The organism is Pseudomonas sp. GW823-FHT04A03, assembly GCF_058796615.1.
This window is the reverse complement of the sequence record NZ_JBXAIV010000006.1, coordinates 60988-85708: the sequence shown is the minus strand read 5'-3', so window position 1 is coordinate 85708 and position 24721 is coordinate 60988. Positions and strand designations below refer to the sequence as shown.

The 24721-nt window shown below is 62.4% G+C and carries 26 protein-coding genes; 7 read left to right on the top strand and 19 right to left on the bottom strand.

Annotated features, from left to right (window positions below; genetic code table 11):
• Nucleotides 1-7: 7 nt before the first annotated feature.
• The 3 genes from AC1Q9F_RS16955 to AC1Q9F_RS16945 form a co-directional block, all read right to left on the bottom strand.
• Complete coding sequence (locus AC1Q9F_RS16955) at nucleotides 8-1078, bottom strand: SCO family protein (protein ID WP_375746590.1); 1071 nt, start codon at nucleotides 1076-1078, stop codon at nucleotides 8-10.
• 17 nt (nucleotides 1079-1095) lie between these two features.
• Nucleotides 1096-3903, bottom strand: a complete 2808-nt coding sequence (locus tag AC1Q9F_RS16950) for a multicopper oxidase domain-containing protein (protein WP_492620395.1) — start codon at nucleotides 3901-3903, stop codon at nucleotides 1096-1098.
• 159 nt (nucleotides 3904-4062) lie between these two features.
• Complete coding sequence (locus tag AC1Q9F_RS16945) at nucleotides 4063-5511, bottom strand: sensor histidine kinase (protein WP_492620394.1); 1449 nt, start codon at nucleotides 5509-5511, stop codon at nucleotides 4063-4065.
• A gap of 318 nt (nucleotides 5512-5829) precedes the next feature.
• Here AC1Q9F_RS16945 and AC1Q9F_RS16940 point away from each other — a divergent pair, with 318 nt between their 5' ends.
• From AC1Q9F_RS16940 to AC1Q9F_RS16915, 6 genes are all read left to right on the top strand, one after another.
• Nucleotides 5830-7176 (top strand): hypothetical protein, encoded by a 1347-nt coding sequence (locus tag AC1Q9F_RS16940; protein WP_192564257.1) that lies wholly within the window; start codon nucleotides 5830-5832, stop codon nucleotides 7174-7176.
• A 35-nt stretch (nucleotides 7177-7211) separates the two neighbouring features.
• Nucleotides 7212-9446 carry an Ig-like domain-containing protein gene (locus AC1Q9F_RS16935; RefSeq protein WP_492620393.1) on the top strand — a complete coding sequence of 745 codons (2235 nt, stop codon included), beginning with the start codon at nucleotides 7212-7214 and terminating at the stop codon, nucleotides 9444-9446.
• 102 nt (nucleotides 9447-9548) lie between these two features.
• Nucleotides 9549-10013, top strand: a complete 465-nt coding sequence (locus AC1Q9F_RS16930) for a curlin (RefSeq protein ID WP_007956150.1) — start codon at nucleotides 9549-9551, stop codon at nucleotides 10011-10013.
• Between the two features lie 26 nt (nucleotides 10014-10039).
• A complete protein-coding gene (locus AC1Q9F_RS16925) occupies nucleotides 10040-11491 on the top strand; it encodes a curlin (RefSeq protein ID WP_492620392.1) in 1452 nt (483 codons plus the stop codon).
• Between the two features lie 270 nt (nucleotides 11492-11761).
• Nucleotides 11762-11968: a type II toxin-antitoxin system RelB family antitoxin gene (relB, locus tag AC1Q9F_RS16920; protein ID WP_103387228.1), complete on the top strand. Its 207-nt coding sequence runs from the start codon at nucleotides 11762-11764 to the stop codon at nucleotides 11966-11968.
• On the top strand, nucleotides 11958-12242 hold the full coding sequence (locus AC1Q9F_RS16915; protein ID WP_080770598.1) for a type II toxin-antitoxin system RelE/ParE family toxin: 285 nt from the start codon (nucleotides 11958-11960) through the stop codon (nucleotides 12240-12242). The genes relB (AC1Q9F_RS16920) and AC1Q9F_RS16915 overlap by 11 nt, the downstream gene beginning before the upstream one ends.
• Before the next feature lie 140 nt (nucleotides 12243-12382).
• On the opposite strand, the gene relB (AC1Q9F_RS16910) is transcribed toward AC1Q9F_RS16915, so the two are convergent.
• Both relB (AC1Q9F_RS16910) and AC1Q9F_RS16905 read right to left on the bottom strand, forming a co-directional pair.
• Entirely contained in the window at nucleotides 12383-12574 is a 192-nt protein-coding gene (relB, locus tag AC1Q9F_RS16910) for a type II toxin-antitoxin system RelB family antitoxin (protein ID WP_492620391.1), read from the bottom strand.
• Nucleotides 12575-12645: 71 nt separating this feature from the next.
• Nucleotides 12646-13026: a DUF6124 family protein gene (locus AC1Q9F_RS16905; RefSeq protein WP_492620390.1), complete on the bottom strand. Its 381-nt coding sequence runs from the start codon at nucleotides 13024-13026 to the stop codon at nucleotides 12646-12648.
• A 286-nt stretch (nucleotides 13027-13312) separates the two neighbouring features.
• On the opposite strand from AC1Q9F_RS16905, the gene AC1Q9F_RS16900 reads away from it, so the two are divergent.
• Complete coding sequence (locus AC1Q9F_RS16900) at nucleotides 13313-13705, top strand: hypothetical protein (RefSeq protein ID WP_492620389.1); 393 nt, start codon at nucleotides 13313-13315, stop codon at nucleotides 13703-13705.
• A gap of 184 nt (nucleotides 13706-13889) precedes the next feature.
• On the opposite strand, the gene AC1Q9F_RS16895 is transcribed toward AC1Q9F_RS16900, so the two are convergent.
• The 14 genes from AC1Q9F_RS16895 to AC1Q9F_RS16830 all read right to left on the bottom strand — a co-directional run bounded on the left by AC1Q9F_RS16895 (nucleotide 13890) and on the right by AC1Q9F_RS16830 (nucleotide 24720).
• Complete coding sequence (locus AC1Q9F_RS16895) at nucleotides 13890-14750, bottom strand: CsgG/HfaB family protein (RefSeq protein ID WP_207985655.1); 861 nt, start codon at nucleotides 14748-14750, stop codon at nucleotides 13890-13892.
• A gap of 29 nt (nucleotides 14751-14779) precedes the next feature.
• Complete coding sequence (locus tag AC1Q9F_RS16890) at nucleotides 14780-15211, bottom strand: curli assembly protein CsgF (protein ID WP_179695646.1); 432 nt, start codon at nucleotides 15209-15211, stop codon at nucleotides 14780-14782.
• Nucleotides 15208-15600, bottom strand: a complete 393-nt coding sequence (csgE, locus tag AC1Q9F_RS16885; protein WP_492620388.1) for a curli production assembly/transport protein CsgE — start codon at nucleotides 15598-15600, stop codon at nucleotides 15208-15210. Before csgE ends, AC1Q9F_RS16890 begins: the two co-directional genes overlap by 4 nt.
• The gene (locus tag AC1Q9F_RS16880) at nucleotides 15597-16148 is read right to left on the bottom strand and encodes a type II secretion system protein (protein WP_207985653.1); all 552 of its coding nucleotides are present in this window, start codon (nucleotides 16146-16148) and stop codon (nucleotides 15597-15599) included. The genes csgE and AC1Q9F_RS16880 overlap by 4 nt, the downstream gene beginning before the upstream one ends.
• Nucleotides 16123-16497, bottom strand: a complete 375-nt coding sequence (locus tag AC1Q9F_RS16875; protein WP_007956137.1) for a type II secretion system protein — start codon at nucleotides 16495-16497, stop codon at nucleotides 16123-16125. The genes AC1Q9F_RS16880 and AC1Q9F_RS16875 overlap by 26 nt, the downstream gene beginning before the upstream one ends.
• Nucleotides 16498-16502: 5 nt before the next feature.
• Nucleotides 16503-16976: a type II secretion system protein gene (locus AC1Q9F_RS16870; protein WP_007956136.1), complete on the bottom strand. Its 474-nt coding sequence runs from the start codon at nucleotides 16974-16976 to the stop codon at nucleotides 16503-16505.
• A 2-nt stretch (nucleotides 16977-16978) separates the two neighbouring features.
• Nucleotides 16979-18826 (bottom strand): secretin GspD/PilQ domain-containing protein, encoded by a 1848-nt coding sequence (locus tag AC1Q9F_RS16865; protein ID WP_085607708.1) that lies wholly within the window; start codon nucleotides 18824-18826, stop codon nucleotides 16979-16981.
• A complete protein-coding gene (locus AC1Q9F_RS16860; protein ID WP_492620387.1) occupies nucleotides 18823-19341 on the bottom strand; it encodes a hypothetical protein in 519 nt (172 codons plus the stop codon). The genes AC1Q9F_RS16865 and AC1Q9F_RS16860 overlap by 4 nt, the downstream gene beginning before the upstream one ends.
• Nucleotides 19341-19889 (bottom strand): GspMb/PilO family protein, encoded by a 549-nt coding sequence (locus AC1Q9F_RS16855; protein ID WP_492620386.1) that lies wholly within the window; start codon nucleotides 19887-19889, stop codon nucleotides 19341-19343. Before AC1Q9F_RS16855 ends, AC1Q9F_RS16860 begins: the two co-directional genes overlap by 1 nt.
• The gene (locus AC1Q9F_RS16850) at nucleotides 19876-20421 is read right to left on the bottom strand and encodes a PilN domain-containing protein (RefSeq protein WP_492620385.1); all 546 of its coding nucleotides are present in this window, start codon (nucleotides 20419-20421) and stop codon (nucleotides 19876-19878) included. Before AC1Q9F_RS16850 ends, AC1Q9F_RS16855 begins: the two co-directional genes overlap by 14 nt.
• A gap of 1 nt (nucleotide 20422) precedes the next feature.
• Nucleotides 20423-21226, bottom strand: a complete 804-nt coding sequence (locus tag AC1Q9F_RS16845) for a hypothetical protein (RefSeq protein ID WP_492620384.1) — start codon at nucleotides 21224-21226, stop codon at nucleotides 20423-20425.
• Nucleotides 21207-22928, bottom strand: a complete 1722-nt coding sequence (locus tag AC1Q9F_RS16840) for a GspE/PulE family protein (protein WP_492620383.1) — start codon at nucleotides 22926-22928, stop codon at nucleotides 21207-21209. The genes AC1Q9F_RS16845 and AC1Q9F_RS16840 overlap by 20 nt, the downstream gene beginning before the upstream one ends.
• An 83-nt stretch (nucleotides 22929-23011) precedes the next feature.
• A complete protein-coding gene (locus AC1Q9F_RS16835) occupies nucleotides 23012-23545 on the bottom strand; it encodes a response regulator (RefSeq protein WP_085607714.1) in 534 nt (177 codons plus the stop codon).
• Nucleotides 23546-23766: 221 nt separating this feature from the next.
• The gene (locus tag AC1Q9F_RS16830; RefSeq protein WP_492620382.1) at nucleotides 23767-24720 is read right to left on the bottom strand and encodes a peptidylprolyl isomerase; all 954 of its coding nucleotides are present in this window, start codon (nucleotides 24718-24720) and stop codon (nucleotides 23767-23769) included.
• Nucleotide 24721: the final 1 nt, after the last annotated feature.

Here is a 24721-nt window from a genome sequence, read left to right as displayed (position 1 = left end):
TTAGCCGCTACTGCATACGACTCACCGCGTCGCTCGCAGAACCCGGTTTTACTGGCGTCAACGCCCCGTCGGCCAAGGGTTGCACGGACGGATGCTGACGCTCGGTTTCGGCACTCAAAAAGTCGATGATCGATTGCGCTGAAGCTTCATCCAGACGCAGATTCGGCATCGGGATGCGCTCGTATTGCTCGAACAGTTGCAGTGCGATCGGGTCTTTCTCCGCCAGCACCCGATCCGGTTCGCGAATCCAGCGATTGAGCCAGGCCGGGTCACGCTGGCGGGTCACGCCGATCAGGTCCGGGCCGATGTTGCGCATGCCGATGCCTTCGCCGTCCTGCGGGCCGAGGCTGTGGCACGAAGCGCAGCGGGTGCGGAACAGTTCTTCGCCATTGCTCGGCGGACGAATCTGCGGGGCGTCGGCGTAGCTTTCTTCGGTGCTGGCCTGTTTCCAGTTCTGCAAGGTGTTGGCGAGCTGGTCGGCGAGGATCCACGGGTTCTCGAACGGCGAGGCTTTCATCCAGCGCCCGGTGCTCTGGTTGCCGACGATCAGGCTCAGGTTGTGATCCTTGGTGCGGCCGTTGTCGACGCCTTCGATGAACAGCCCGAGCTTCTTGCGCAGATCGGTGACGTCTTCGAACTCGCCGGTGAGGAATTTCCAGCCGGGGCCGACCTTGAAGCGTTGCGAATAGGCCTTGAGCACTTCGGGGGTGTCACTCAGCGGATCGATGGTGATCGAGTAGAAAAAGATGTCTTTCCCGACCCGGTCCCCCAGCAGTTTCTGCACCTGGCGCAGGCGCGCGGTTTCCAGTGGGCAGGAGTCGCTGCACGAGGTGAAGATGAAGTTGATCACCACCACCTTGTCTTTGATCAGGTCATCGAAAAAACGCACCTGCCGACCGTCCTGGTCGGTCAGCAGGGTGTTGGGGAAATAGTCGCCACCCCACGGGGTGGCGGATTCGCTGGCGCCTTCGGGCTGCGCCTGATGGGCGATGAGCACCTGACTGCCGAGCAGGCAGGTGACCAGCACCAGAATCAGATGCATGCCCAGGGCGCGGGAGCGCGGCGTTGGCTGTGTCATGTCGGCTCCCTCCCTGCTCATGGTTTCACGGTCACTTGCGGGCCGAAGCCGTCGCCAGTGCGGAAGGTTGGCAGTGCGGCGGAGTTGACGTAGCGCACGCCATCCCAGCTGGGCAGCGGTGTCGGCATCAACTGCAGTTGCCCGGGTTTCTCGAGGTCCCAACGCAGCAGCATCGAGTTGTCCTCATGCTGGGTGTTGTGACAGTGCTCCATGTAGGTCCCGGCAAACTCGCGGAAGTTGATCGCCATCTCGACGTTGTCCAGCCCGTCGGCTTCCGAACCGATCCGGTAGACGTCCTTGCGCGCCCATTTTTCCCACTCAGGCGGAGCCTTGCCACCACGGCTGAGGATGATGCCTTCCTCGAAGTGCACGTGCACCGGATGGCTCCAGCCCTTGCCGCCGGCCTTGATGTTCCACACTTCCAGGGTGCCGATGCCGCTGACCCCGGCGTCGGTCGGGCCGCTGGCGAGTTTGGTCGAGGCATTCAACCGGCGCGGGTCCATGTGGAAACCGAAGCCGCCATCGGTCTTGATCGTCCACGGCGCTTCGTCGGTACCGTCGGCGCGGCCGAAGATGAAGGTCCGGTGCAGCGCCTTGGCGAGCAAGGCCTTGTCGGCAGCGTTGTCGCGGTGGATCTTCAGCGGAATCATCACCATGCCTTCGGCCTTGCCCGGTTTGGCCGGCTCGTAAGCCGCCGGGTCCATCGCCAGATCCTGGCCGGTGAACGCCTTGACGTTGAGTTGCAGGACCTTGCCCACCACCGGGTCACCCTTGTCCCACTGCGGCCCCTTGCTGGTCTGCTTGATCACTGGCAGGTATTTCTCGGAGAGCACGTCGGCCAGCGGGATCACTTCTTTCGGGCCTTTGCCGTCGTCCTGGGCTTGCAGGTTGACGAAGAACACCTTGTCGCCCGGTTTGATGCCGTTTTTCGCGAAGTTGACGATGATATCGAACCGCTCGGCGATGCCTTGGGTCGGCAGAATCGCGTTGTGGTTCTGTTTGTCGCCATCGGCATCGAGGTCCATCGAACCGTCGAACGGCACGCTGTGCTCCATGATGTTGCCGTCGTTGGCGATCATGTGGAACGGCACGCGGGTGTACGAAACGCCGGAGTTTTTCGGCCCCTGGAATTCGCCGCCGGTGCCTTTGACTTCACGCACCAGCGCGAGCTTGAAGTAGCGCGACACCGAACCGTTGAGGATGCGGAAGCGATAGCTACGGGCCCGCACGTCGAGGGTCGGTTTCCACTGCCAGTTGACCAGCACCTGATCGCCGATGAAGCCGTCGGTGTTGAACGGGTTGAACCACAACTGACCTTGCTGATCCCAGGCCTTGTCGGCGAACACCAGGTTGACGTCGTAGTCGCGGTTGCCCCACGGCAAGGCGCTGCCGCTAGGGAAACGCAGGTTGACGCCGTCGTTCACCGATTCGTTGCCACGGTCCAGGGCGCTGTAGTAGTTCATCATCGCCGCGTTGCCCTTGTAGACGTTCTGCGCGGTGAAATCGAGCATGTGGTCGTGGAACCAGTGGGTGCTCATGGTTTCGCGCCAGTCGCCACGAATCTTGATGGTGCCGTGGTCGCAGGTCTTTTTCGCAGGCTGCAGGTCGTTGACCCACAGGGTTTCCCCCGGCGCGCACGGGAACGCCGCGCGTGGATCTTCAGCCTTGGTGTTGATGCTGTCGTAACCGGCGAGCTGGATCGGCCAACGATAGTCGTAGTACTGGCCGGGGAAGAAGAACGCGTTGGCATAACCGTCGCTTTCCGCCGGCGCGTGGCCGTTGTGCTCGTGGGTGGTGATGGTGTGCAGACCGAAACCGCGGTTGGCGGAAGGGTCGATCGGCAAGCCGTTGTAGTGACGCATCAGCACCGGTTGGCCATAGCGCACCATCAACAGTTTCGGCGGCAGCGTGCCGTCGAAGGTCCACACCGAATTGTGGTCCTGCACCGGCATCGCCGGGTGGAACCGTGGGTCGACACCCTTGGCCGTGCCATCGGTCGCCGGCACGCCCGCGACGTTGTGGTACAGACCGCCGGGGCCGAACTCGCCGACGGCATAACCGTGCATCTGCCGACTGTCACGCAGGCCGCCGTTCAGCCGCGCACCGGTCTGCACGGTCTTGTAGGCCACTTGCGGGTAGAACTCGTTCCAGCGCTGATGGGCCCAGCCTTTTCCCGGTGGCCGGCCTTCGGCAGAAGAGCCGATATGCCGGTTGAGGAACAGTTCGATCTGCGCCTGCCACGGGTTGCGGTCAACCGTGTTGGCGAACTGACTCGGGAATGGCGTGAGCCCCGGTTGACGCAGGAATGCATCCAGCGCGGTGCCGGGAGGCGCGCTGCGAGCGATGTTGTTCGGGTCTTGCGCCGGCGCCGGGCCGATAGCCGCAGGCGGAAAACTCAACGGCGCGGCCGGTGTGGTCGGGTCGAGTTTTTCCGGGCCGAATTCTTCGAACAGCACCAGTTGCTGAGTAAACGGCTGGGCACCGTACAGCGGGCTCGGCTTGCCGTTGGTGGGGTAATTGAAACTGGTCTGGACGGTGGGCGGCAGGATGTTTTCCGCGCGCGTCGTGTTCCGCGTGCCTTTGATGCCATCGGGCAGATCGAAGGAGTCTTCGTTGGCCTCGGGCATTGTCAGGATCGCGTTGAGCGCACCGGCGCGGTCTGCGGGCTCGTCGTAATAGGCCGACGGGTCGGAAACTTCCGGCTGATTCTCGTCGTCGATCGGGCTCGCTCGAACCGCGGACATCTGGCCGAGGGTCAACATCAGAAAGACGCTCAGTGGCGTCAACAGGAACAGCTTTTTGGGGTCACGCATTGCTCTGTCCATCACCAGCCGCCTCATCTAAGGAAGGGGTGATGGTGTTTTGCAATTACCTCGCCAAAAAATCATTTCCAGTTGTAACAGTGACTTGCATGCGCTGTTGCATTCCCCACTCCCCGGTGACCGGGGCCTGACACCCACTGCTGGGGGGAAGTTCACCCAAATCTACTGAACGAGCTGAAAAGCCAGACGAACGGTGGTGCCCTCGCCTTCGCGACTATTCAGTGTCACGCCGCCGCCGAAGCGCTCCATGATCCGTTTGACCAGCACCAGCCCCACGCCGAGGCCGCCCTGCTTGGTGGTGAAGAACGGCCGGAACGCCATGCTGCGCTGTTCCTCGTTCATGCCTTTGCCGGTGTCGCTGAGCACCACGCTCACGCCACGGCTGTCGCTCGGTTCGAGGGTGACGGTCAGCGTGCCGCCCTTGTCCATGGCTTCCAGCGCGTTGGCCAGCAGGCTGTTGAGGATCTGTGTGAGCTGCACCGGCTGACTCAGCACCATCGGCGTCTGCTGGGGATGAAACACCACATGCACGCCGGCCTTGGCGATCTGTTGCTCGAAGGCCATCAGGCTGTCGTGCAGCGCCGCCACCAGGTTCACCGGTTCCGGGTCGTCATTGAGCGGTCGCAACGATTGCAGCAGTTCGCGCACCCACTTCGACATGCGGTCGACCTGGCCGATGATGTCCTTGATGTTCTTCTGTGCCGGCCCCGCGTCGAACTCCAGCGCCAGCTCGGCGCTCGAGCGAATGGTCGCCAGCGGGTTGCGCAAGCTGTGGGCCACCGCCGAAGACATCTCGCCCAGCGCGACAAAGGTTTCGTTGGCAATCAGTTGTTTTTGCTGGGCCGCCAGCAGGATCGCCGCCCGTCGCACGATCCAGTACAGCCCCAGGTAAATCAGCCCGCCGCCCAGCGCGGTGGCCAGCCAGATCAGCGTCAGCCCGCGCTCCATGCGGGCGATCAGGTCTTTCGGCTCTTTATAGATTTCGACCATCGCCGTGACGTTCTTGCCCTCGGCGTCGAACAGCGGGATGTAGTTTTCGATGAAGATGTATTCCGGCGGCACGACGAACTTCTGTTCTTCACGGCCCTTGTCTACATCGTGATAGCTGGCCGACACCGGAATCTTTTCATCGAACGCCCGGTCGAGGTCTTCGTCGGCATGAATGCGAGTGTTGGTCAGCGCCGGGTTGGTCGACCAGATCACGGTACGATCCGGCGCATAAATGTTGGCGAGAATCACGTCCGGCAGGTGTTCGATGTGATCGAGAAATTCGCCCCGGGCGCTGGCTCGGGCTTGCGGGTCGACGTCGGGAAAGTTCTTGTCCTGGCGCGGGTCGAGCAATTCGCCCATGGTGCGGATATTGGGGATCGAGACGTGGCGCACTTCCGCCGACGCGATGGCCTGAATGAACTGCGCGGTCAGCAAGGCATCGCGCTGCACGCTTTCTTCGATCACGAACCGTGTCGACACCGCCCCGAGCGCCACGGCCACGGTGCCGATCACTGCCATGCTGATCAATGAAAACCAGCGCAACAGGTTGAACGGCTGCTTGCGCGAGTTCAGCCGCTGGCTGCTCTCCTCGACCGGTAGCGATTTTGACTGCATGTTCATGGCGGCGACTTCCCGATACGTCCCTATAGGGTTATAGCCCACGGTTGGGTGTTTGCCCGGATCCGGGGGGTGAACGGCCCCACGCTCGGCCGATTTCCCGGTCAGGCGAAAACCGCCAGGCGTTCATGCCCCCACAATCCCCAATGCTGGGGACAGTCGCCCTATCCGGGCTTGCGTCCCTTTGCCCCACGCCAAGCCGCCAAGCCTTGCGCCACGGGCGTTTGCGGCCGGTTGGCCCGTCGTTGGTATGGAAGTTGTAAAGCCCTCTGCAACTGACCCATCCCCAAGGGGCAGGTACTTTGATAGAGGGATTAACTCATGCACCCTTTACTGTCCAAAACCGCGACCGTCCTGGTCGTGAGCGCCTTGGCCCAGGGCATTGCCCAGGCCGCTCTGTTCGCCGTCGACCCGGGTCCCTACACACCGGCCAATGGCGGTTTCGCCAGCTGGTATCAGGACACCCACGGTCGCACTCTGGATCTGTGCCTGTCCAAAGCACTCAGCTCCCGCGTGCCGAGCACACCGGGCGCCCCGTCGTACATGTGCTCGCTGCTGCCGACCCCCGGCGTGTTCGATGACACGCAACCGATCGTGTTCCCCACCAACTTCCCCGATGAAGCGTTCTGGTTCACCGGCGAGACCTCGCTGGTTGATGCCGCACGCGGAATCAACCTCGGTTATGTGAGTGCCGTCGAAGCCGCGTTCGCCGCCGAAGAGCCGGTGGAAGGCGATCAGGTCAGCTTTGCGCGGATTCGCATTCGCGTGGATGTGCCGACCGCTGGTACCTACGTCATCACCCACCCCTACGGTGTCGATGTGTTCAACGTCGACACCCCCGGTCGCCGCGCGATCAACATGACCCGCGACATCGGCATCGGCACTCCGAAAACCTACGACGGAGCGCTCAAGGGCGACATCGGTCCGTTCCTGCGCAGCGTCAACGGGCCGTACACCGAGACCAATCCGGTGAGCGGCGCGGCCGAGCAGTTTGTCGGCGACCCGAACCTCAACGAAGCCGTGACCGGCAGCCCGTTCAACACCAACTACGTGCGCATCGAAGGCCCGGGCGGCATTGACCTGCGCACCACGACCTTCGCCGTGTCCGGCAAGTTGTCGACAGTGGTGCGGCCAACCCCGCTGATCCCGCAGCGCAGCACCTACTCGCGCAAACCGGGCGACAGTGCGCCGGTGGCCCAGCAAGACGTGTTCGTCCAGGCCCCGCCAGCGCCGGGCACCGCCGCCATCACCAGCAGCACGCCCGTGGTGAACATGAAAGAAGCCGACAGCACCGGCAGCTGGTACGCGCAATCGGCGGTCAACCCGACCTTGCCGACCGTGCTGCAGGTTACCGCCGACAACCACCTGGCGATCGCCACCAGCTCGCCGACCACCCTGCCCATGACCCTGACCGACCTGGTGGTGATCCAGCGCGCCGAGTACAGCCTCAGTTCCGGGCAATTGACCGTGGTGGCCTCGACCAGTGACGAAACCTCGCCACCGGTGCTCACCGCCACCTCCGGCACCGGCGCCACCATCGGTGCGCTGGGCGGTGACGGCGCGGTGAAAACCCTGGCCACCGGGATCACGCCGATTCCACCGGCCAAGGTTCGGGTGACATCGTCCAACGGCGGCAGCGATACCGAAGAAGTGGTCATCGTGCAATGAACGCTCACATGCCCAGATCCGCATCAGGAGGCATCATGAACAAGTGGCCACGCTTCGCGCTCAACGCGCTCGGGCTGACAATCTCGCTGACCGGCAGTGCGTTCGCGCAACTGGCCGCCGTCGATCCCGGCCCCTACACCTTCGCCACCGGGAAATTCCCGATGTGGTACCAGGACAACAACCTGCTGTCGATGGAGCTCTGCCAGTCGCGCGCCGCCAGTTCGCGGGTGCCGGTCAGCACCCCGCCGGCGTACATGTGTACCCTGCTGCCGGAACCGGGCGTGTTCGATGACACCCTGCCGATGGTGTTCCCCGACAACTGGCCGCCGGAAGCCTTCTGGTTCCTGGCGGAAACCAATATCCCGAACAACGGCGCCGGTTTTGGCGTAGACGCCTACGTGGCCGGGATCGAAGCGGCGTTCGCCTCGGAGAATCCGGTCGATGGCGATCAGCAAAGCTTCGCGCGGATCCGTATCCGGGTGAACGTCCCGGTGGCAGGCACCTACACCATCACCCACCCGTACGGCGTTGAAACCGTCAACGTCACCACGCCGGGCCGGCGGGCGATCAACATCACCAAAGACATCGGCATCGGCGCGCCGGGCAACTTCAGCGGTGCACTCAACGGCGCCATCGGTCCGTTCCTGCGCAGCATCAACGGCCCGTACACCGAAGTGAACCCGGACACCGGCGGCATCGAAACCTTCGTCGGCGACCCGAACCTCACCGAAGCAGTGACCGGCAGCCCGTTCAACACCAACTTCCTGCGGATCGATGGTCCGTCAGGTGCCGGCTCGATTCAGACCAACCTGTTCACCGTCGCCGGCAAGGTGCTCGACAACCGTCAACAGACCCATGTCGCCATCGACCGCGCCACCTATCGCCGGACGTCGGCCGGTGTGCGCGCCGAGGTGTTCGCCAAGGCTGACAGCAGCACGACCCTGTGCTTCCGCGAAACCCTGGCGCTGTTGCCCGGCCCGCCGCCGACGCCGTGCCAGACCAGTCTGCTGGGTGACAACAACGGGCTGTTCTTCGGCCAGCGCCTGGGCAACGGCACCCTGCCGTCTGTGGTGGTTGTGACCGCGACCAACCCGGCCGGCACTACCCGGCCGACGGCCGTCTCGGCCAAGCTCACCGACGTGGTGAAAATCCAGACCGCCCGCTACAGCTGGGCCAACCACAGCCTGCTGATCGAAGCCACGTCGACCGATGAAGTCGCAGTGCCGGACATGGTTGCCCAGGGCTACGGACGCCTGTCGAAAACCGGCACGCTGCAAAAAATCACCGTCGCCGACCTGACCCAGCCTCCGGCCACCGTCACGGTCAAATCCGCCGCCGGCGGCAGCGACACCGAGCCGGTAGTGGTGGTCGGGGCAGCACCGGACACCGGTGAGAACCAGGCACCGCTGGCCGTCGCCGACACCGGCAGCACCAGCTTCGGCGTGCCGATCACCCTCAGCCTGCTGACCAACGACAGCGACCCGGACAACAACGTGCCGCTGACGATCACCGCGTTGACTCAACCGGCTGCCGGCCAAGGCACCGTTGCGCTCAGCGGAACCACCTCGGTGGTCTACACCCCGCCAGCCGTGGTGACGACGCCGTTGACCACGACCTTCACCTACAAGGCGCAAGACAGCAAAGGCCTGGCCTCGGCCAACCCGGCGACCGTGACGGTGACCGTCGCGCCTAACCGGCCACCGACCGCCGTCGCCGACAGCGTCGCCACCCTGGGTGTCGCAATCCCGATCAACGTCCTGGCCAACGACACCGATCCGGAAGGCAACACGCCGCTGGGCGTCGCCAGCCTGACCCAACCGCCAGCAGGACGCGGCACGGTCAGCACCGACGGCACGGTGATCACCTACACCCCACCGGCCACCGTGACCACGGCCTTCACCACGACCTTCACCTACATCGCCCGGGACAGCTTCGGCGCCCAGTCGACGCCGGCGACCGTCACGGTGCAAGTGTCGCCACGGCCAGCGGCGGAAACCTTCACGATCACCACCTCGACCGTGCAGGCCCGTTCCGGCGGCCGCTTCAACTGGGACTTCGCCGGCACCTCGTCGGTGACCACCGGCAACACCATCACCGTGCAGGTCACCACCCCGACCGGGTTGGTAACGCTGGGTACAACCACGGTACCGGTGACCGGACGCTGGCGGCTGACGCTGAACAACACGACGGTCGTGCCATCAGCCAACCCGACCGCCACCATCCGTTCGTCCCAGGGCACCGTTCGCACCATCTCGGTGACCACGCTCTGAGCCCACGCCCCACCCGACCCACACCGCCAGGCGCGGGGTGGGTGGGGCTGACTCAGCCGCGATTTCGGATTCAGGCAACACACAACAACACAGGACAACGCCATGAACACGCCGACCGCCGCCCTGCTTTGCCTGCTCGCCCTGTGCGTCAGTGCGGGCGTGCGCGCCGACGACCTGATGGAAAACGATGACCTGGCGCCCAACAGCGCCGATCTCGGCGAACTGCCGCCCCCCGTGGGCCAGCAAGCCCTGATCGACCAGAACGGCCAGGTCAACCTCGCCCTGCTCTCGCAGAACGGTCAGTCGCTGCTGGGCAAGATCGTGCAGTCGGGCAGCAATCAGGAGGCGTACATCCTGCAACAAGGCAGCGACCTGATGGCCTTGATCACGCAAAACGGCTCCGGCAACGCCGCGTCCATCACGCAAACCGGCAGCCACAACCGTGCGCAGATTTCGCAAAACGGCAACAACAACGACGCCAGCATCGAGCAGGCCGGCACGGGGCTGCAAAGCGCCGTGACCCAGTCGGGCAACGGCATGAGCGTTTCGGTCAAGCAATATCGCTAAGCACTGCAATCATCGGAGAGTTCATCATGTTCAAACTGACGCCCCTCACCGCCGCCATCCTGGTCATGATCAGTGCCCAGGCCATGGCCGACGACAGCATTTCCACCCAGAGCCAGCTCGGCACCGCCAACATCGCCAACGTCAAACAGACCCAGGCCCCGTTCAGCACCGCCACCCAGACCCAACTGGGCCAGGGCAACGACGCCGCCGCCGTGCAAGACACCGCCACCAGCGTCATCACCCAGGACGCGGTCGGCGACTACAACGCCGGTTACGCCGAACAGCTTTACGAAGACAACAGCACCATCACCCAGCAACAGGTCGGCGCCTTCAACACCACCCACGCCAGCCAGTCCCTGGGTTTTGGCGCCGGCAACCAGGCCCTGCAACAACAGCAAGGCACCGGCAACTTCTCGTTCGTCTATCAAGACTCGCAGAACGGCAGCGAAGGCAAGACCTTCCAGTTCGGCGACAGCAACGAAGCCAACATCGAGCAACTGTACGAAGGCACCGGCAACAGCTCGGTGATCACCCAGTACGGCACCGCCAACTACGGCACCGCCGAACAAGTGCTGCACAACGGCGGCCAGATCGGCATCAACCAGGCCGGCGAAAACAACTACGCCTACGGCGACCAGCGCAACGGCACCGGCGGCAACATCACCATCAACCAGTTCGGCAACCTCAACGGCACTGAAATCTGGCAAGACTCGCAACTGGCCAGCCAGGCCACCGTCAACCAGTACGGCGACAGCAACGAAACCGTGGTCGACCAGAGCTTCGGCGAAAACAACACCGCCGCCGTCACTCAGGTCGGCAACACCAACGCCATCTATGCCGACCAGTTCGAATCGGTCAACTCGACCCTGGCGCTCTACCAGGTCGGCAACGGCAACGTGCACTTCACCTACCAGAACGGCGACAGCCACACCCTCAACGCCACCTCGGTGGGCAACGACAACAAGGTCTACGCCAGCAACTGGAAAGGCCCGCAACACGGCGGCCAGTTCGGCAGCAACCAGCGAGCGACGGTCAATCAGGCCGGCAACGGCAACATCGCCAGCTTCACCCAGGACGGCGTCGGCCACATCATGACCACCAACCAGACCGGCACGGGCAACAAAACCACGGTCAGCCAGGCGGATTCCTACAACGAGCTGTACTTCGATCAGAACGGCAGCGACAACATCCTCATCGCCGACCAGCGCGGCACCACCAACCTGGTTCAAGGCTCGTCGAACGGCTCGGGCAACAGCGCCGAATTCGATCAATCCGGCACCGGTAACCAGGCGTACACCGCGCAGCTGTATGGCAGCGACAACATGATCACCGTGAAACAGGCTGACACCATGAACGTGGCGTATGTGACCCAGGGGGGCACCGGGAACATTGCCAATGTGGATCAGAGCGGGATGACACAGACCGCGACCATTCAACAGTTCGGGTCGGCTAACCAGGCGACGGTTTTACAGCAGTAAGTGCTGGGTGTTGGAAAACCGCGACCTGCTGAGGGTCGCGGTTTTTTTTGCGCTGACGCTTGAGTGGCGTCCTACGGAAAACGGAACGTTTTCAGAAATTCGGAGAGTTTTCTGACGAATTCTGGCGGTTGGCCGTCGGAAGTGCAGGCTCTAGGATTTGCCGGGACAACTTGATCCCCATGGAGCTTGGCCAACATGCAATTCATCCAGACAGCGACGACAGCGATACCGTTACCGAATAGACTTCCCGGCACCAAACCCGGAGGTTCCATGATCGACCCGTCTTTGATCGACCCACTGTGCCCGGTTGTTTCGGATCTTGGTCCTGAAGAGCAGGCTGCGAGTTATGACCGTTGGTTTCGGGCCGAAGTACAGGCCTCTCTCGATGATCCGCGTCCGAGTATTCCCCATGAGCAAGTGATGGCGGAAATAAACGCCTTGATGGAATCAATGCGCAAAAGCGCGGATGCAGATTAAGTGGCGACCCAAGGCTCGGGTCGAACTCTCGAAAATACTGAAGTACATTGGCGAGCGAAATTTTGTAGCGGCGACAGCACTTCACAAGTCAGTCGTAAAAACTACATCTGCGCTTCCTTGGCATCCACACCTTTATCGCAAAGGTCGCTCTCCCGGCACTCGGGAGATTGTGGTAAGCCCGAACTATCTCGTCGTTTATCAAGTGGCGGACCGAATTGAGATTGTGAGCATCTTGCATGCGCGTCAGGAATACCCTCGACGCGACCCCAGTTAAGATCGCGTCCTCGTCTCAACACCCAAAACCGTGCTTCCCATGGAGGTACGGTTTTTTTGTATCTCAGTACTCAGCTAATTGAGATGAAACATGCGATTTATAGCGTCTCGAGCCTTCTTGCCGTCTGCAACGCAAAGCACTTACCTAGCCTCATGCTTTCTTCGCTTGTCCTCCATCAGGGCCGACATTTCAGCCATCACCTGTTCATTCGGAATGCTGGGTCGTGGGTCATCGATTGAAGCCTGTATTTTGGCAATCAACCAGCGGTCGTAGCTGGCGGCCTGCTCTTCGCTTTCGAAGTCTGAAACGATTTTGGAGATCAGGGGATCCATGGTGACTCCAGTTTGAATGTGAAAAACGCGACCCATTGCCGGGTCGCGTTTTTTATTGGGGATGTGCTGGATCAGTCCTTCAGTTCGACGTGATCCAAGGCCTGATTTACGGCCAGTTCACCCAGCATGAGGATCTGGGCGATGCCCAGGGCGGTTTTGCGGTGGGCGGGGTCGAGGGTGGCGGCGAAGTTGTTGAGCATTTCGCTGGCCGAGCCCAGGGATTCGCTGGCGTTGGCGAGCAGGGATTCGGTGTTGTAGACCGGGTTGGCGAGGTACATCGGGGCGGGTTCGTTGACGCTGCCCATGATGTGGGCGCCGGGGCAGAGGTAATGATCGAGCGCGCGTTCGGCGGCTTCGTGGAGTTTTTTGGAGTGGGTGGAGGTGTATGGGGAGGTTGGGTCGGTTTCGGGGTTGGCTTGGGTTTCGGGTGGGTTGGGTGTTGGTTTTTTCATGGTCATTTCGTCCTCATTGATGGTCGCAGCCAGCCCAATCGACTTCCAGGAAGAATGGGTGGCAGCTGTACGCGGGCTGGAAATCCGGGGAGAACGCGACCCGGCAGACATAAATGTCTCCCGCGCACAGCCGCCATAACAGCGTGCACACAATGAAGGTGCGCAAGCATACGTTATGAAAAGCGATTTCGCTTTCTCACACATCCGGGTTTCCAGACCCGATCGCTGAATTGGCAGCGACCGAAACAGGCTAGAGCCCGCGCTTCCGACGGACAACCTGAAAACCTTGTGGGAAGGATCGCTGAAACAGACACAACTTTTAAACATTCAAGAATGGGACGCGGAGCGTCCCGGGCTGCATTCCCACGCGGAGCGTGGGAACGATCAAAGCAAAAGCAATCCGCTTTCTGCTTTTGGCTTTCTGTTTTCCGCTTTCTGTTTTCCGCTTTCTGTTTTCCGCTTTCTGTTTTTCGCTTTTCGCTTTTCGCTTTTCGCTTTTTGCTTCTCACCACTCAACACGATGAGCGTTAGCTCGAGTAAAGCTTTTGACGTGCTGGCCCCTTCGGAAGGCGGAGTGGAGGGATTCATCCGGGGGTGGGAGCGCAGCGACCGTGCGGCGAAGCCGCATGCATCGAGAGGAGGTGCAGCGAAGCAAACCGGAGGCGATGCCCCCGGATGAATCCCGGAGCGAAGGAACCCCGAGCCCCAGCGAGGGGCCGAACGCCGGGGCCAAGCCTTTTGCTTACTTTTTGGCGTTTGAAAAAGTGAGCCGCTGTAAGAGCGGAACCGCCAGCGGCAACACCCGAAGAAACGGATATTCACCCAACCCAACAAGAACCTGGTCGGCCCGAAGGCCGCCACGCTCACTCGGCATCCGGGTCAATCTTGTTCTGAGTCAAATACCGATTCAAAACATCATCCTGCGAAGGCGTAGAACTATCCCCGGCCACCTGCCACAACCGCCGCTCAATCCCCTGCGCCACCATATGCCCCACCGCCGCCTCAATCGCCGACAACACACACAACTGCGCCGGCTCATTAGTCGTATACCCGACCTCAGCCTCAAGCAACTTCTTGAACTCGATAAACTTGAAAATCCCCGCACTGCGCGCCACCGAATAAATCGTCTTGCTGGTCATCACATTCGCCAACACCTGCCCGCTACGCACATCCACCGCCCGCAAATTCACAGTCACCTGGTCAACCCGATACTCACGGGACAGATCAATCCCCAGATACCGCGCCCCTTCCCCACCGCTGCGCACGTTGGTGTCATAAGCGATGATCCCGCCCTCGAGCATCATGTTCGCCGCCTGCAACGGTGGCAGCTCACCCTGAATGTTCACCGGCGTATTCGGCTTCTTCTGAGAGGCACGAATGATCTTGCGTTCAGTCAGCAGGTTCTGCAGCCCCTCACGTTCGAGCACCACAAACCAGCCGCTGGCCTGCATCGCGTCCATCAACATCGACGCCGCGCCCTGGGTAACGCTGGTGGAAAACGAACTCGCCGGCGTAGGTTTGTACTGCCCGGTCTGGTCACGGAAGCCGTACACCACCGCCATCAGCCGGCCCTTGGGTCGCGGCATTTTCAGCAAGTCGTAGTAGGTCGAGGCCCTGGGGGTCAGGGTCGGGGTATCGGTGTCCTGCTCGGCCGGCATCGGCTCGCGCAGACTGCACCCTTGTAATGCTGCCAACATCAGCCCTAGCGCTATTATTTTTTTCATGTCCATCACTCCCCGGAACCGTCATCCCGTCATGGGTTGAGGCCGTTCACCTGAATTTCGGAAACTTCGCCGCTCGCTCGGTCGGTCACTTCAATCGTGAGTGCCCCCGAGTCGTCGACAACGTTGACGATAAAAGCGTCGGTGGACAGGCTCCCCGTGTTGCCGGTGGAGATGTTGTCCAGCAGTTGCCCTAGCAACCGCGACTGCAATTGACTGGTGAAACGTTCGAGCGCCGAAGTGCCGGCCACAGTCGTACGTTTCTTGAGGTCTGGATCGTCGTAATCGTTTTGCGCCTGGGCGTTGTTGAGCAGCCAGGTGCCGTTGAGCGGGTTGCCGCCGAACGACGGGTTGACCGGCGTGTAGACCAGTTCGGTGGCCTGGACGGCAGCGGCGCTGGCAAGCCCGATCAACAACCCCGAGATCCAGAATCCGCTGCGCCGTGAGAACGTTGTCGTGTTCATAGTTCGTCCTTCTCAAGGTCGGTGGTGTCCTGCAACAAGGCTTCCAGCTTGCGCCGGACGACCTCCAGTCGAACCGAGTCGGCGGCCTCGTAGGCCTCGTCCTTCAGTTCCACGGTGTTCGGCGGCAGGAAGCGCCGATACACCAGGCGTTGTTGATATTCGACGGTCACCAGGCTCCCCCAGCGTGCGTCGGGGCGCTCGCGCACCACCAGGTTGAAATCCATGCGGCTGGTGTCGCGCAGGCGCTCGCTGAACGAGTAGTAAAAGTCGTGGCCGATGTGCGAGATCGTGTCGTCGACGATGAAGCCCATCATTTCGTCTTCCTCGCTGGCGCCGGCGAAAGACGCCACGGCCGCGAGGATCAACGCACACCACACGTGGCGGCTCATGGCTGCAACGCCTGCGGCAGAGCCGACTGGCCTTTGACCGGTGACCCGTTGCCAGGGCCGGTGCCATCGAGAAAGGCTTTCTCGGCCACAAACTGCCAGTCCGAATAACGCTGCATGCCTTCGAAATCCGACCACTGCGACGGGAAGTCCGCCTGCTTCAACGGCACCTCGGTGGAGGCACTGTTGATGCCGGTGATGCGCCCGTCGAAACCCCGTTGCAGTGCCCATTCACCGCCGCCGATCGGGTCCGGATAGAGCTGACGCAGATGGTGCCGGGCTTCCGGAAAACGTTCGTCCTGCAGCAGGTCGACCAGCTCTTTCGGGTACTGCGCCAGGCCCGGCGAACTGCGGTAGTAGCTGCGCAGCGCCTGGGCGTACTGGGTGCCGACCCACAGCAGTTGCTTCTCGCGATCGCGGCGCGACACGGTCGACCACAGCTCGCCGGCACTGGCCAGGCCCATGCCCATGATCACGATCAGGAACAGCACGCCCAGGTAGGTGAACCCACCCTGCTCCACGTGCTTACCACTCGGAATACTGGCTGCCATCACGCGCCCTCCCGGTAGCTCCGCTCTTGATGTCGGCAACGCCGCCCGCCACACCGTCCGGCGGCGCGATCAGCACCCATTGGTCATTGCGTTCGGTGATCGGGTCCAGCGGCGCATTGCGCAGGTAGCGGGTTTCCACCAGTTGTTCGATGGAATCGGGGTAGCGCCCGGTGTCGCCGTAATAGTGATCCAGCGCCTCGCGCATGGCCGACAGACTCTGGTGCAACGTGGTCTCTTTCGAGGCCTCGAGGCTGTTGAAGTAGCGTGGCAAGGCGATGGTCATCAGGGTTGCGATGATCGCCATCACCACCATCAGCTCGAGCAAGGTAAAACCCTTTTCCCGGCGCATGAGAATCACCACTCGCGGTACGCGATGCCGTTGAGGCCCTTGCCCCGGGCGTGGGAGTAGACGTCGAACACGTCCTCGCCATCGCGCGGGTTCTGGGCCGAACTGTTGTAGGCCCGCAGGCCCCAACCGCCGTTGTCGTCACGTTTGGCCGGCACCAGCGGATCCCGCGGTATCCGGCGCAGAAAGTAGAACTTCGCACCCTTGGCACTGCGCACGTCGCGCACGCCTTCGACCAGCACTTTCAGGTTCGGCGGATAGCCGCTGCTGTTCAGGGATTTCTCGATGTAGCCGGCATCGAAGGCACGCTTGTAGGCGTCGATGCCATCGCGAATCTGATACAGCGCGGTGCGCAGTTCCTGCTCCTTGCCACGCCGTACCAGGGTCTCGGTCAGTGGCGCGGCCATGCCGGCCAGCAGGCCGATCAGGGCCAGCGTCACCACGACTTCGATCAAGGTAAAACCGCGCTGGGAGGCGTTCATGATCAAGGCTTCTCGACGGTGACGTGAGTGGTTGCCACGGCCGCTTCACCGACTGCACGAGGCTGCGCGGCAGGCGCTGGCATGGTGTAGTTCTGCGAACGGTCCGGTGCCTGGATGTGCATGCTGGTTTCAGTGCCGGTCGGGAATTCCATGTCCGACGGGCTTTGGTACGGCAGGTTGCGCACGATCCGTGGAGTGATCGAGAGCACCAACTCCGATTTGCCGATGGTGTCCTTGTTGCTGCCGAACAGCCGGCCCAGACCCGGAATGTCGCCGAGGCCCGGAATCTTGTTGCCGGTGGCGCCATGGTCGTTGCGCATCAGGCCGGCGAGGATCTGGGTTTCGCCGTCATGCAGACGCAGCGAGGTCTGGGCGTTGCGGGTATCGACCTGCACCGGAATCGTCCCTTGGCGGGTCGGCTCCAGCGGCGTGGCGTTACTCACTTCCAGAGCGATCTTGATCGCCACTTCGTTGTTCAGGTGCACGGTCGGTTGCACTTCGAGCTTCAGACCGACGTCGAGGTAGGTGACGCTTTCAGTGATCACCGGGCCTTGAGTCGAAGGCACCGAGGTGGCGCTGATGATCGGCACCCGCTGGCCGATGTGGATGCGCGCCTGTTCGCGGTTGCTGACGCGGATCACCGGGCTGGCCAGGGTGTTGATGTCGTTGTCCTGTGCGTTGATCTTGGCTTGCGGCGACGGCGAGATCGAAATCCGGCTGGAGTTGATGCCTTTCAGTTGATCGAGAATGGTCACCGCCGAACCGTCGCTGTTGACCACACCGAAGGTGTTCGGCCATTGCAGGCCGAGGTCGAGAATGCGCTGGGTGGCGACTTCCATCACTTCCACTTCCAGCACCACTTCGGGGTTGGACTGGTCTTGCGATTGCAGGAGTTTCTCGGCCATGCGCACGGCGTCTTCGGTGTCGCGCATGGTCAGGGTGTTCAGGCGCTCGTCGACGAACACGTCGCGGGTCTTGAGCATGGTCTTGATCATGTTCAGCGCGGTGTTGGCGTCGATGCTGGTCAGGTAGAAGGTGCGCATCACCAGCTCTTGGTAATCCTTCAGCTTCTGCGGCGAGTCCGGAAAGATCAGCAAGGTGTTTTCGTTCACCACTTTCTGGTGCAGCTGGTTCTGTTGCAGCAACAGTTGCACGGCGTCTTCAATGCGCACGTCACGCACGAAGATCGTGGCTTTCATGTCCGGACGCAGGTCCTTGTCGAAGATGAAATTCAGGCCGGCGACCTGCGACAGCACTTCGAAGATGGTCTTGAGGTTGGCGTCGCGAAATTCCAGGGTCACCGGGCGATCAAGCCGGGTGCGCAGTTGCGGGTACTGGATCACGTTGCGGCTCTGCACCAAACGGATGTTGCCTTGCAGTTCCAGCGCGCCGTCGTTTTTCGGGTCGAGTTCGAGGATCTGTTTGACCTGACGGTCGGCGCCGTAGATGTCGCCCCGGCGCAGGTCGCCACGGGCCAGTTCGAGTTTCTCGTCCATGCTGCGCAGGTAGTCGAGCTGGCGCAGGGCATCCTGGGCGCGGCGGTTGTTCGGCTCGATGGTCAGCACCCGGCTGTAGGCGGTGCGGGCCGAAGCGAAATCGCGGCGGGCGCGGTCGGTGTCACCGGAGGTCAGCAGCGCGGTGATGGCTTTGGCGCGACCGCTGTTGAGCAGCAGGTGCAGCTCGGTGTCGCGCGGATTTTCCCGCAAGCCTTCCTCGATCCGGGCCAGGCCCGCCTCGTACTGCCCCTGATCGATCAGGTCGGCGGCTTCCTTGTTGGCGACCTGCGCGGAACTGCACGCGGCCAGCCCGGCACACAGGCCGAGGCTCATCAGCAAACGGGATCTGTTCATTGCGTACTCCCCACAGACAAGGTCTGCGACAAATGCAAAGGCAGGTAGACCAGGCTCAGTTCCACATCGGAAATCGCCGCAATCTTCCAGGTGTCGTCGATCACATCCCCGCTGCGCACGACGTAAATTTTCTCGCCGTCCTGCAAGAACACCTGCAGGTCGCTGCGGTCATGCAGCCTGCCGACGAACTGGAACGGCACCGGTGGCAGGCTCGGGGCTTGCACCACCGGGGTCGGGTTGATCGCTTGTTCGGTAACCGTCGCCAGGGTCGGCGCGGCCTTCCAGGATTTGCTCGCAAACAGGTCGCCGGCCGGGCTCAGGTCCTTGATCGGCGACGCATTCGCCTTGGCACTGCTGGCGGGCAAGGCGCCACGGGCGCTGGCTTTTGCCGGGCTGGCCACGGCGACTTCGGTCGAATCCGCGTCGTCGCTCGGCGAGAAATATTCCGGCAACCAGGCCAGCGCCGCCGCCACGCCGAAGAACGCCACCCAGCCGGTTATGCGTTTGGTGTCCATCACGACCTCGACAGGTAGAGGGTCATACGGATCCGGCCGCTGAGGTCGGTGTCGGCAATCTTCTTGCGTTGAAACTCGACGTCTTCCACCACCACCGCCGGCAACTGGCCGAGCAAGGCATGGAGGAAGCGGCGCAGTTGCGGGTAGCTGCCACGCACCGGCAACAGAATCTGGTAGCGCGCCAGATGGGTCTTGGGATCGACGCCGAGGGCGTATTCGCCGCGCGCCAGGGTGATGTGTTCCTGGGCGGCCAGGGCGTAGATGCGGTCGATGGCGACGGTGGCTTGCGGCTGGGCCGGCAGCTTGTTGCGAAAATCATCCAGCTGACGTTGTGGCACCACCGGCGGCGCGATGCTGCCGTCTTCGACTTTGGCCAGGTATTCGGTGGCTTCCTGGGTTTGCTGGCTGAGCTGTTGCAGCGACTGCCAGCCCGGCAGCAAACCGCCGAGTGCCCAGGCCAGCGTGACCAGCAGCAGCGCCAGACCGGCCAGGCCCGGAACGCCGAGGCCTTGCAGGTATTCGTGAATGATCAGTCTAGGGATTCGCATCGCCTATCTCCCAGGTCGCCGACAGGTTGAATTGCACCGGTTGCTCCGGCGATTTGACGACGATTTCGTGGCTCAGCAGCGACACGTCGGACAGCTCGTCACTGGCCTCCAGCCGTTTGTGGAAATCCAGCATCGCTTGCAGATCCCGCGCTTCGGCGCTGATCCGCACCTGGCCCTTGCGGGCATCCGGGGTCAGGGTCAGCAAGGCGATGTCGTCGCGCGGCATGGCTTCGAGCATGGCGAACAGGCGTTCCCAGGGCCGGCGCAGTTGCTGCGAGACCTTGCGCATTTCGGCGAGGTTCTGCGCCTGCTCGCGGGTTTCCGCCGGGCTCAGCGTTGTCTTGGCGCCGCTGTCGCCGGTGAGCTGACGCTGGGTGTGCTGCAAGTGACCCTGCTGTTGTTCGGCCTGATCGTCGAGGTGCTGCTGCACGCCGAAGCACACCAGCGCGAGCAACACACCGCCGCCGAGCAGGCTCCAGCCCAACGGGCCGGAACGCGGACGAGGCTGGAAGTCGAGGTTCAAGGCGCGCATGTCAGGCCACCGCCCGGGACATGACGTACAAGGCGTCACGCACGGTCATCGAGTCGTCTTCGAGGGTGCGCAGGTGCACCCCCGTCAAATCCGGCTGCGCATCGAGGCGCGCCGGGGCGTGCAGATAAACGTTGAAAGCCCGCTCGCTGGTGGAGGCTTGCAGTTGCCGTTCGCGACCGATCAGCGCGCTGAGTGCCGCGTCGCTGTCGCTGCCGCCCACCGAGCGCACCGACGACCAGCGCCCTTCGCGCGCCAGCAGCAACACGCTGCGTTGCGGTTCGGCGACGATGAACAGGAAGTCGCCGGCGTCGAGGCTTTTGTCGAAGCGGTTGAACGCGGTCATCAGGTACGGCTGCACCGAACGCAGGCGCAGGCCGCGCCCCGTGACCAGCGTGCGCAGGCGTTCCAGCAAGTCCTGCGGCAAGGCACTGGCGATCCGGTCATACCCGGCGGGCTCGGCCGACAACACCAGGCTCCACGGTTGGGTCGGTGCGCCAAACAGGTCTTCGAAGCACAGTTGGGCGAAGCCGCGCAGTTCGTCAGGGCTGCTGATCTGCTCGCTCCACGGCACCAGGCAGAAGCGGCTGAAGTGGCCGGAGATCACCACGCTCAGTTCGGCACCGGCGCGGGTGTGTTCGCCGAGCAGGCGGTCGAGGGTGTCCAGCGCCACCGCGTAGCTCTGGAAGCCTTCGTCGATGTAGCCGACGCTGCCCAGCCACAGGGTGTCGCTGCCCCGGCGCTGGCCGAGGCCGACACCGCTGGCGCCGAGCACGGCGATAAATTGATCACGCGATAAAAGTGACACGATTGATCTCCTCCAGCGTGGTCCGACCGTGCTCCACCAGCTCCAGCGCCGATTCGCGCAACAGGCGCAAACCACGGGCGCAGGCCAGGGCTTTGATCTGGGTGATGGGTTGGCGCTCGACGATCATCTGCCGCAGTTCGTCGTCCAGGTGCAGCAGCTCGGCAATCGCCGTGCGCCCGCGATAGCCGCTGCCCCGGCAGTGGCCGCAGCCCTTGCCGTGGACGAAGTGGTAGTGATCGACTTTCTGTGGGTCGAGGCCCGAGGCGCGCAGCTCTTCATCGCTCGGGTTGACCGGCGTGCTGCAACTGCTGCACACCAGCCGGATCAGGCGCTGGGCGAGAATCGCGTTGAGCGCCGAGACCAGGCTGTAGGGGTCGATTTCCATTTGGGTGAAACGGCCGATCACGTCGAACACGTTGTTGGCGTGAATGGTGGTGAAGACGAGGTGACCGGTGAGTGCCGATTGCACGGCGATCTGCGCGGTGTCCGGGTCGCGGATCTCGCCGACCATGATCTTGTCCGGGTCGTGACGCAGGATCGAACGCAGGCCCCGGGCGAAGGTCAGGCCTTTTTTCTCGTTGACCGGGATTTGCAGCACACCGGGCAACTGATATTCCACCGGGTCTTCGATGGTGATGATCTTGTCCACGCCGTGGTTGATCTCGGTGATCATCGCGTACAGCGTGGTGGTCTTGCCGCTGCCGGTGGGGCCGGTCACCAGCACCATGCCGTAGGGTTCGGCGGCCAGGCGGCGCAGTTGGCGCAGGGTTTCGTCTTCAAAGCCCAGCGCTTGCAGTTGCACGCCGCAGACCTTGTCGGCCAGGTCCTGTTTGTCGAGCACCCGCAGCACCGCGTCTTCGCCGAAGATGCTCGGCATGATCGACACCCGGAAGTCGATCTGCCGGCCGCTGATGCCGATCTTGAAGCGACCGTCCTGGGGCACGCGTTTTTCGCCGATGTCCAGTTCGGCCATGACCTTGACCCGCGAGATCACCTGCTCGGCGAATTCGCTGCCCTGGATCTTGCCGATGTTGTTCAGCACGCCGTCGATCCGGTACTTGATCACCAGGCCCTGGCCGGTGGTGCCGAGGTGGATGTCGCTGGCGTGCATTTTCAGCGCGTCGTACAGGGTCGAGTTGACCAGTTTCACCACCACGCTCGAGTCTTCGCTGATGCTGGTCAGCGACAGGCTTTGCAGGGTATCGGTCTCGCTGCCGGCATCGGCCTGGGCGTTGAGCGATTCCACCGCGTGGAAGCTTTCTTCGTGGCGGGCCAGATAAGCCTTGAGGTCATCGGCGTGCACCAGGTACAGCGGCGCGCCGTGCAGGCATTCGTCGATCCAGGCCAGGCGCGACGGGTCGAAGGGGTCGGCGAACACACCGATGACTTCGTCGTTGTGGCGCAGCAGGATGAATTCACGTTTGAGGCATTGCGCGAGGGTGACCCGGTCGAACACCGGGGTCGCCAGAAACAGCGTGTCGGTGTCGAGCACCGGGTAATGCAGGGTGGCGCCGAGGCTGGCAATGAACGGCATCGGCGCCAGTTCGCAGAGTACGGCCAGTGCATCGAGCACCCGTTCTCCGGAAGTGGTGGCCCGTGCCCGGGCCTGGGCCAGTTGCTCACTGGAAAAGCGTGGCGGGGTCTGTGCCTCCTGTGGAGGGTTGACCGACAGCGGTTCGACGACAACGGACAGACGATCCATGGCTTGCTCTCCAACACCCGGGGCTTGAGGCCCTGACGGCGCGGGAGGCGAATTCGGCGAGTGCCGGAACGTCTATCGCGCCATTACTCCCCGGTGAGCATTTGATCGTCGTCCGGTGCCATGGCCTCCGACCTGTTTCGTCGGCGGTCCGCCAGCACCCAACTGCCATCGTACAACTGCAACGGGAAGCTCTCGGTCCTGCTCTGGCGTCGTTCGACGAAGCCTTCGGATGGGCTCGCACCGGGTTTCGCTTCGCGCTGGATCCCCAGAAGGTCGCAGACAGCTCGGGCAAGTTCCGCCAAAGGAAACGGTTTGAACAGGATGTGACTGACCCCCAGTTGCCGCGCCCGCTCACAGACTTCAGCGGTCGGGTGACCCGTTATCAGCACGAAATGACACGTCCTGTTCTGGCGAACCGCGTCGAGCACCTCGAACCCTTCCATATCGGGCAAGCGGTAATCGAACACCAGCACGTCGGGGGCGAAAGTCTCGGCCTGGCCGATTCCGTCTGCGCCGTCATGTGCAATCCGGACTTCCAGCCCTTGCGCCGACAGATAATCCTGAAGGTTCTGTGCAAGCAGCTGTTCGTCTTCGACAACCAGTACTTTGTTAACCAAGGTGAACTCCTTGCAGCTACAGATCCCGAAAGCGGAGCCTGCTGGAGTGCGCCTCACAAGAGGTAACGCACACTTCATGCCAGGCTGAGTGCCGGTAATTTTTTGTCTTCATGTCCTTGAATTGAATGGAAATGCCCGCTCGTCCCGGTACCCCGTTCCCCAGAAACGGGGAAGCACCTGAATGGGCATCGAAGCCATTCCCCACTATTGGGGGGGAACCTTCAGTCGTCGTCAATTCGTTCGATCCTGTTCTCTGCCCGTAATTGCGCGAGCACCTGACGACGAGCCTGGGTCTGTTGCTGTCGGGCGAGGTACGCCCTGACTGATTCCAGCCCTTGCTCCTCTGGGACATCGGCCGCCTCCTTGTGGTTCTCGACAAAAATCAAATGCCAGCCGAACGGTGTGCGCACCGCCGTGCTGACTTCGCCAGGCTTGAGGGCAAACGCCGCCGCTTCAAAGGCCGGCACCATTTGCCCACGGGCGAAATACCCCAGGTCCCCGCCCTGGCTGGCGGTGACATCTTCCGATCCCGATTGAGCGACGCTAGCAAAGGTTTGCCCCCCTGCGATAGCTGCATGCATCTGCATCAAGCGTAGTCGTGCCGTTTCAACCGTGGTGGCATCGGCATCGCCGGCAACCTTGATCAGAATGTGCCGGGCCTGCACCTGCTCAGGCGCGCCCATTTCAGCGCGGTGTTCCTCAAAAAACGCCCGCACCGTTTGCTCGTCCGGGGCCTGGACTTTGGTCAACTCGGCGAACATCCGCTGCGCCGCCAGTTCGCGGTGGGTGTACTCGGTGAACGAGGCTTCGTCGAAGCCGGCGTCCTGCAAACGCTGGAGGAATTTATCGGTGCCGCCGATGGCGGTGCGGGTCTGTTCGACCTGTTCGCGCACGGCTTGCGCATCGATCTTCACCCCGCGCTTGCGCGATTCCTGCCAGAGCAGTTCCTTGTCGATCAGCGTGTCCAGCGCGGCCTGACGCAGTTGTTTATAGGCCTTGGGATTGCGGATGCTCGCCACGGCGCGGCCCTGATCTTCCAGGTACTCGGCGAAAAAGCGTTCCAGGCGAAACTCGGAAATCGCCTCGCCGTTGACCCGGGCGGCCACCGGTTCATTGTTCGCCAGCGCCACCGGCAACCAGCATGTCAGCAGCAAACACAGGGTTTTGAGCTTCATG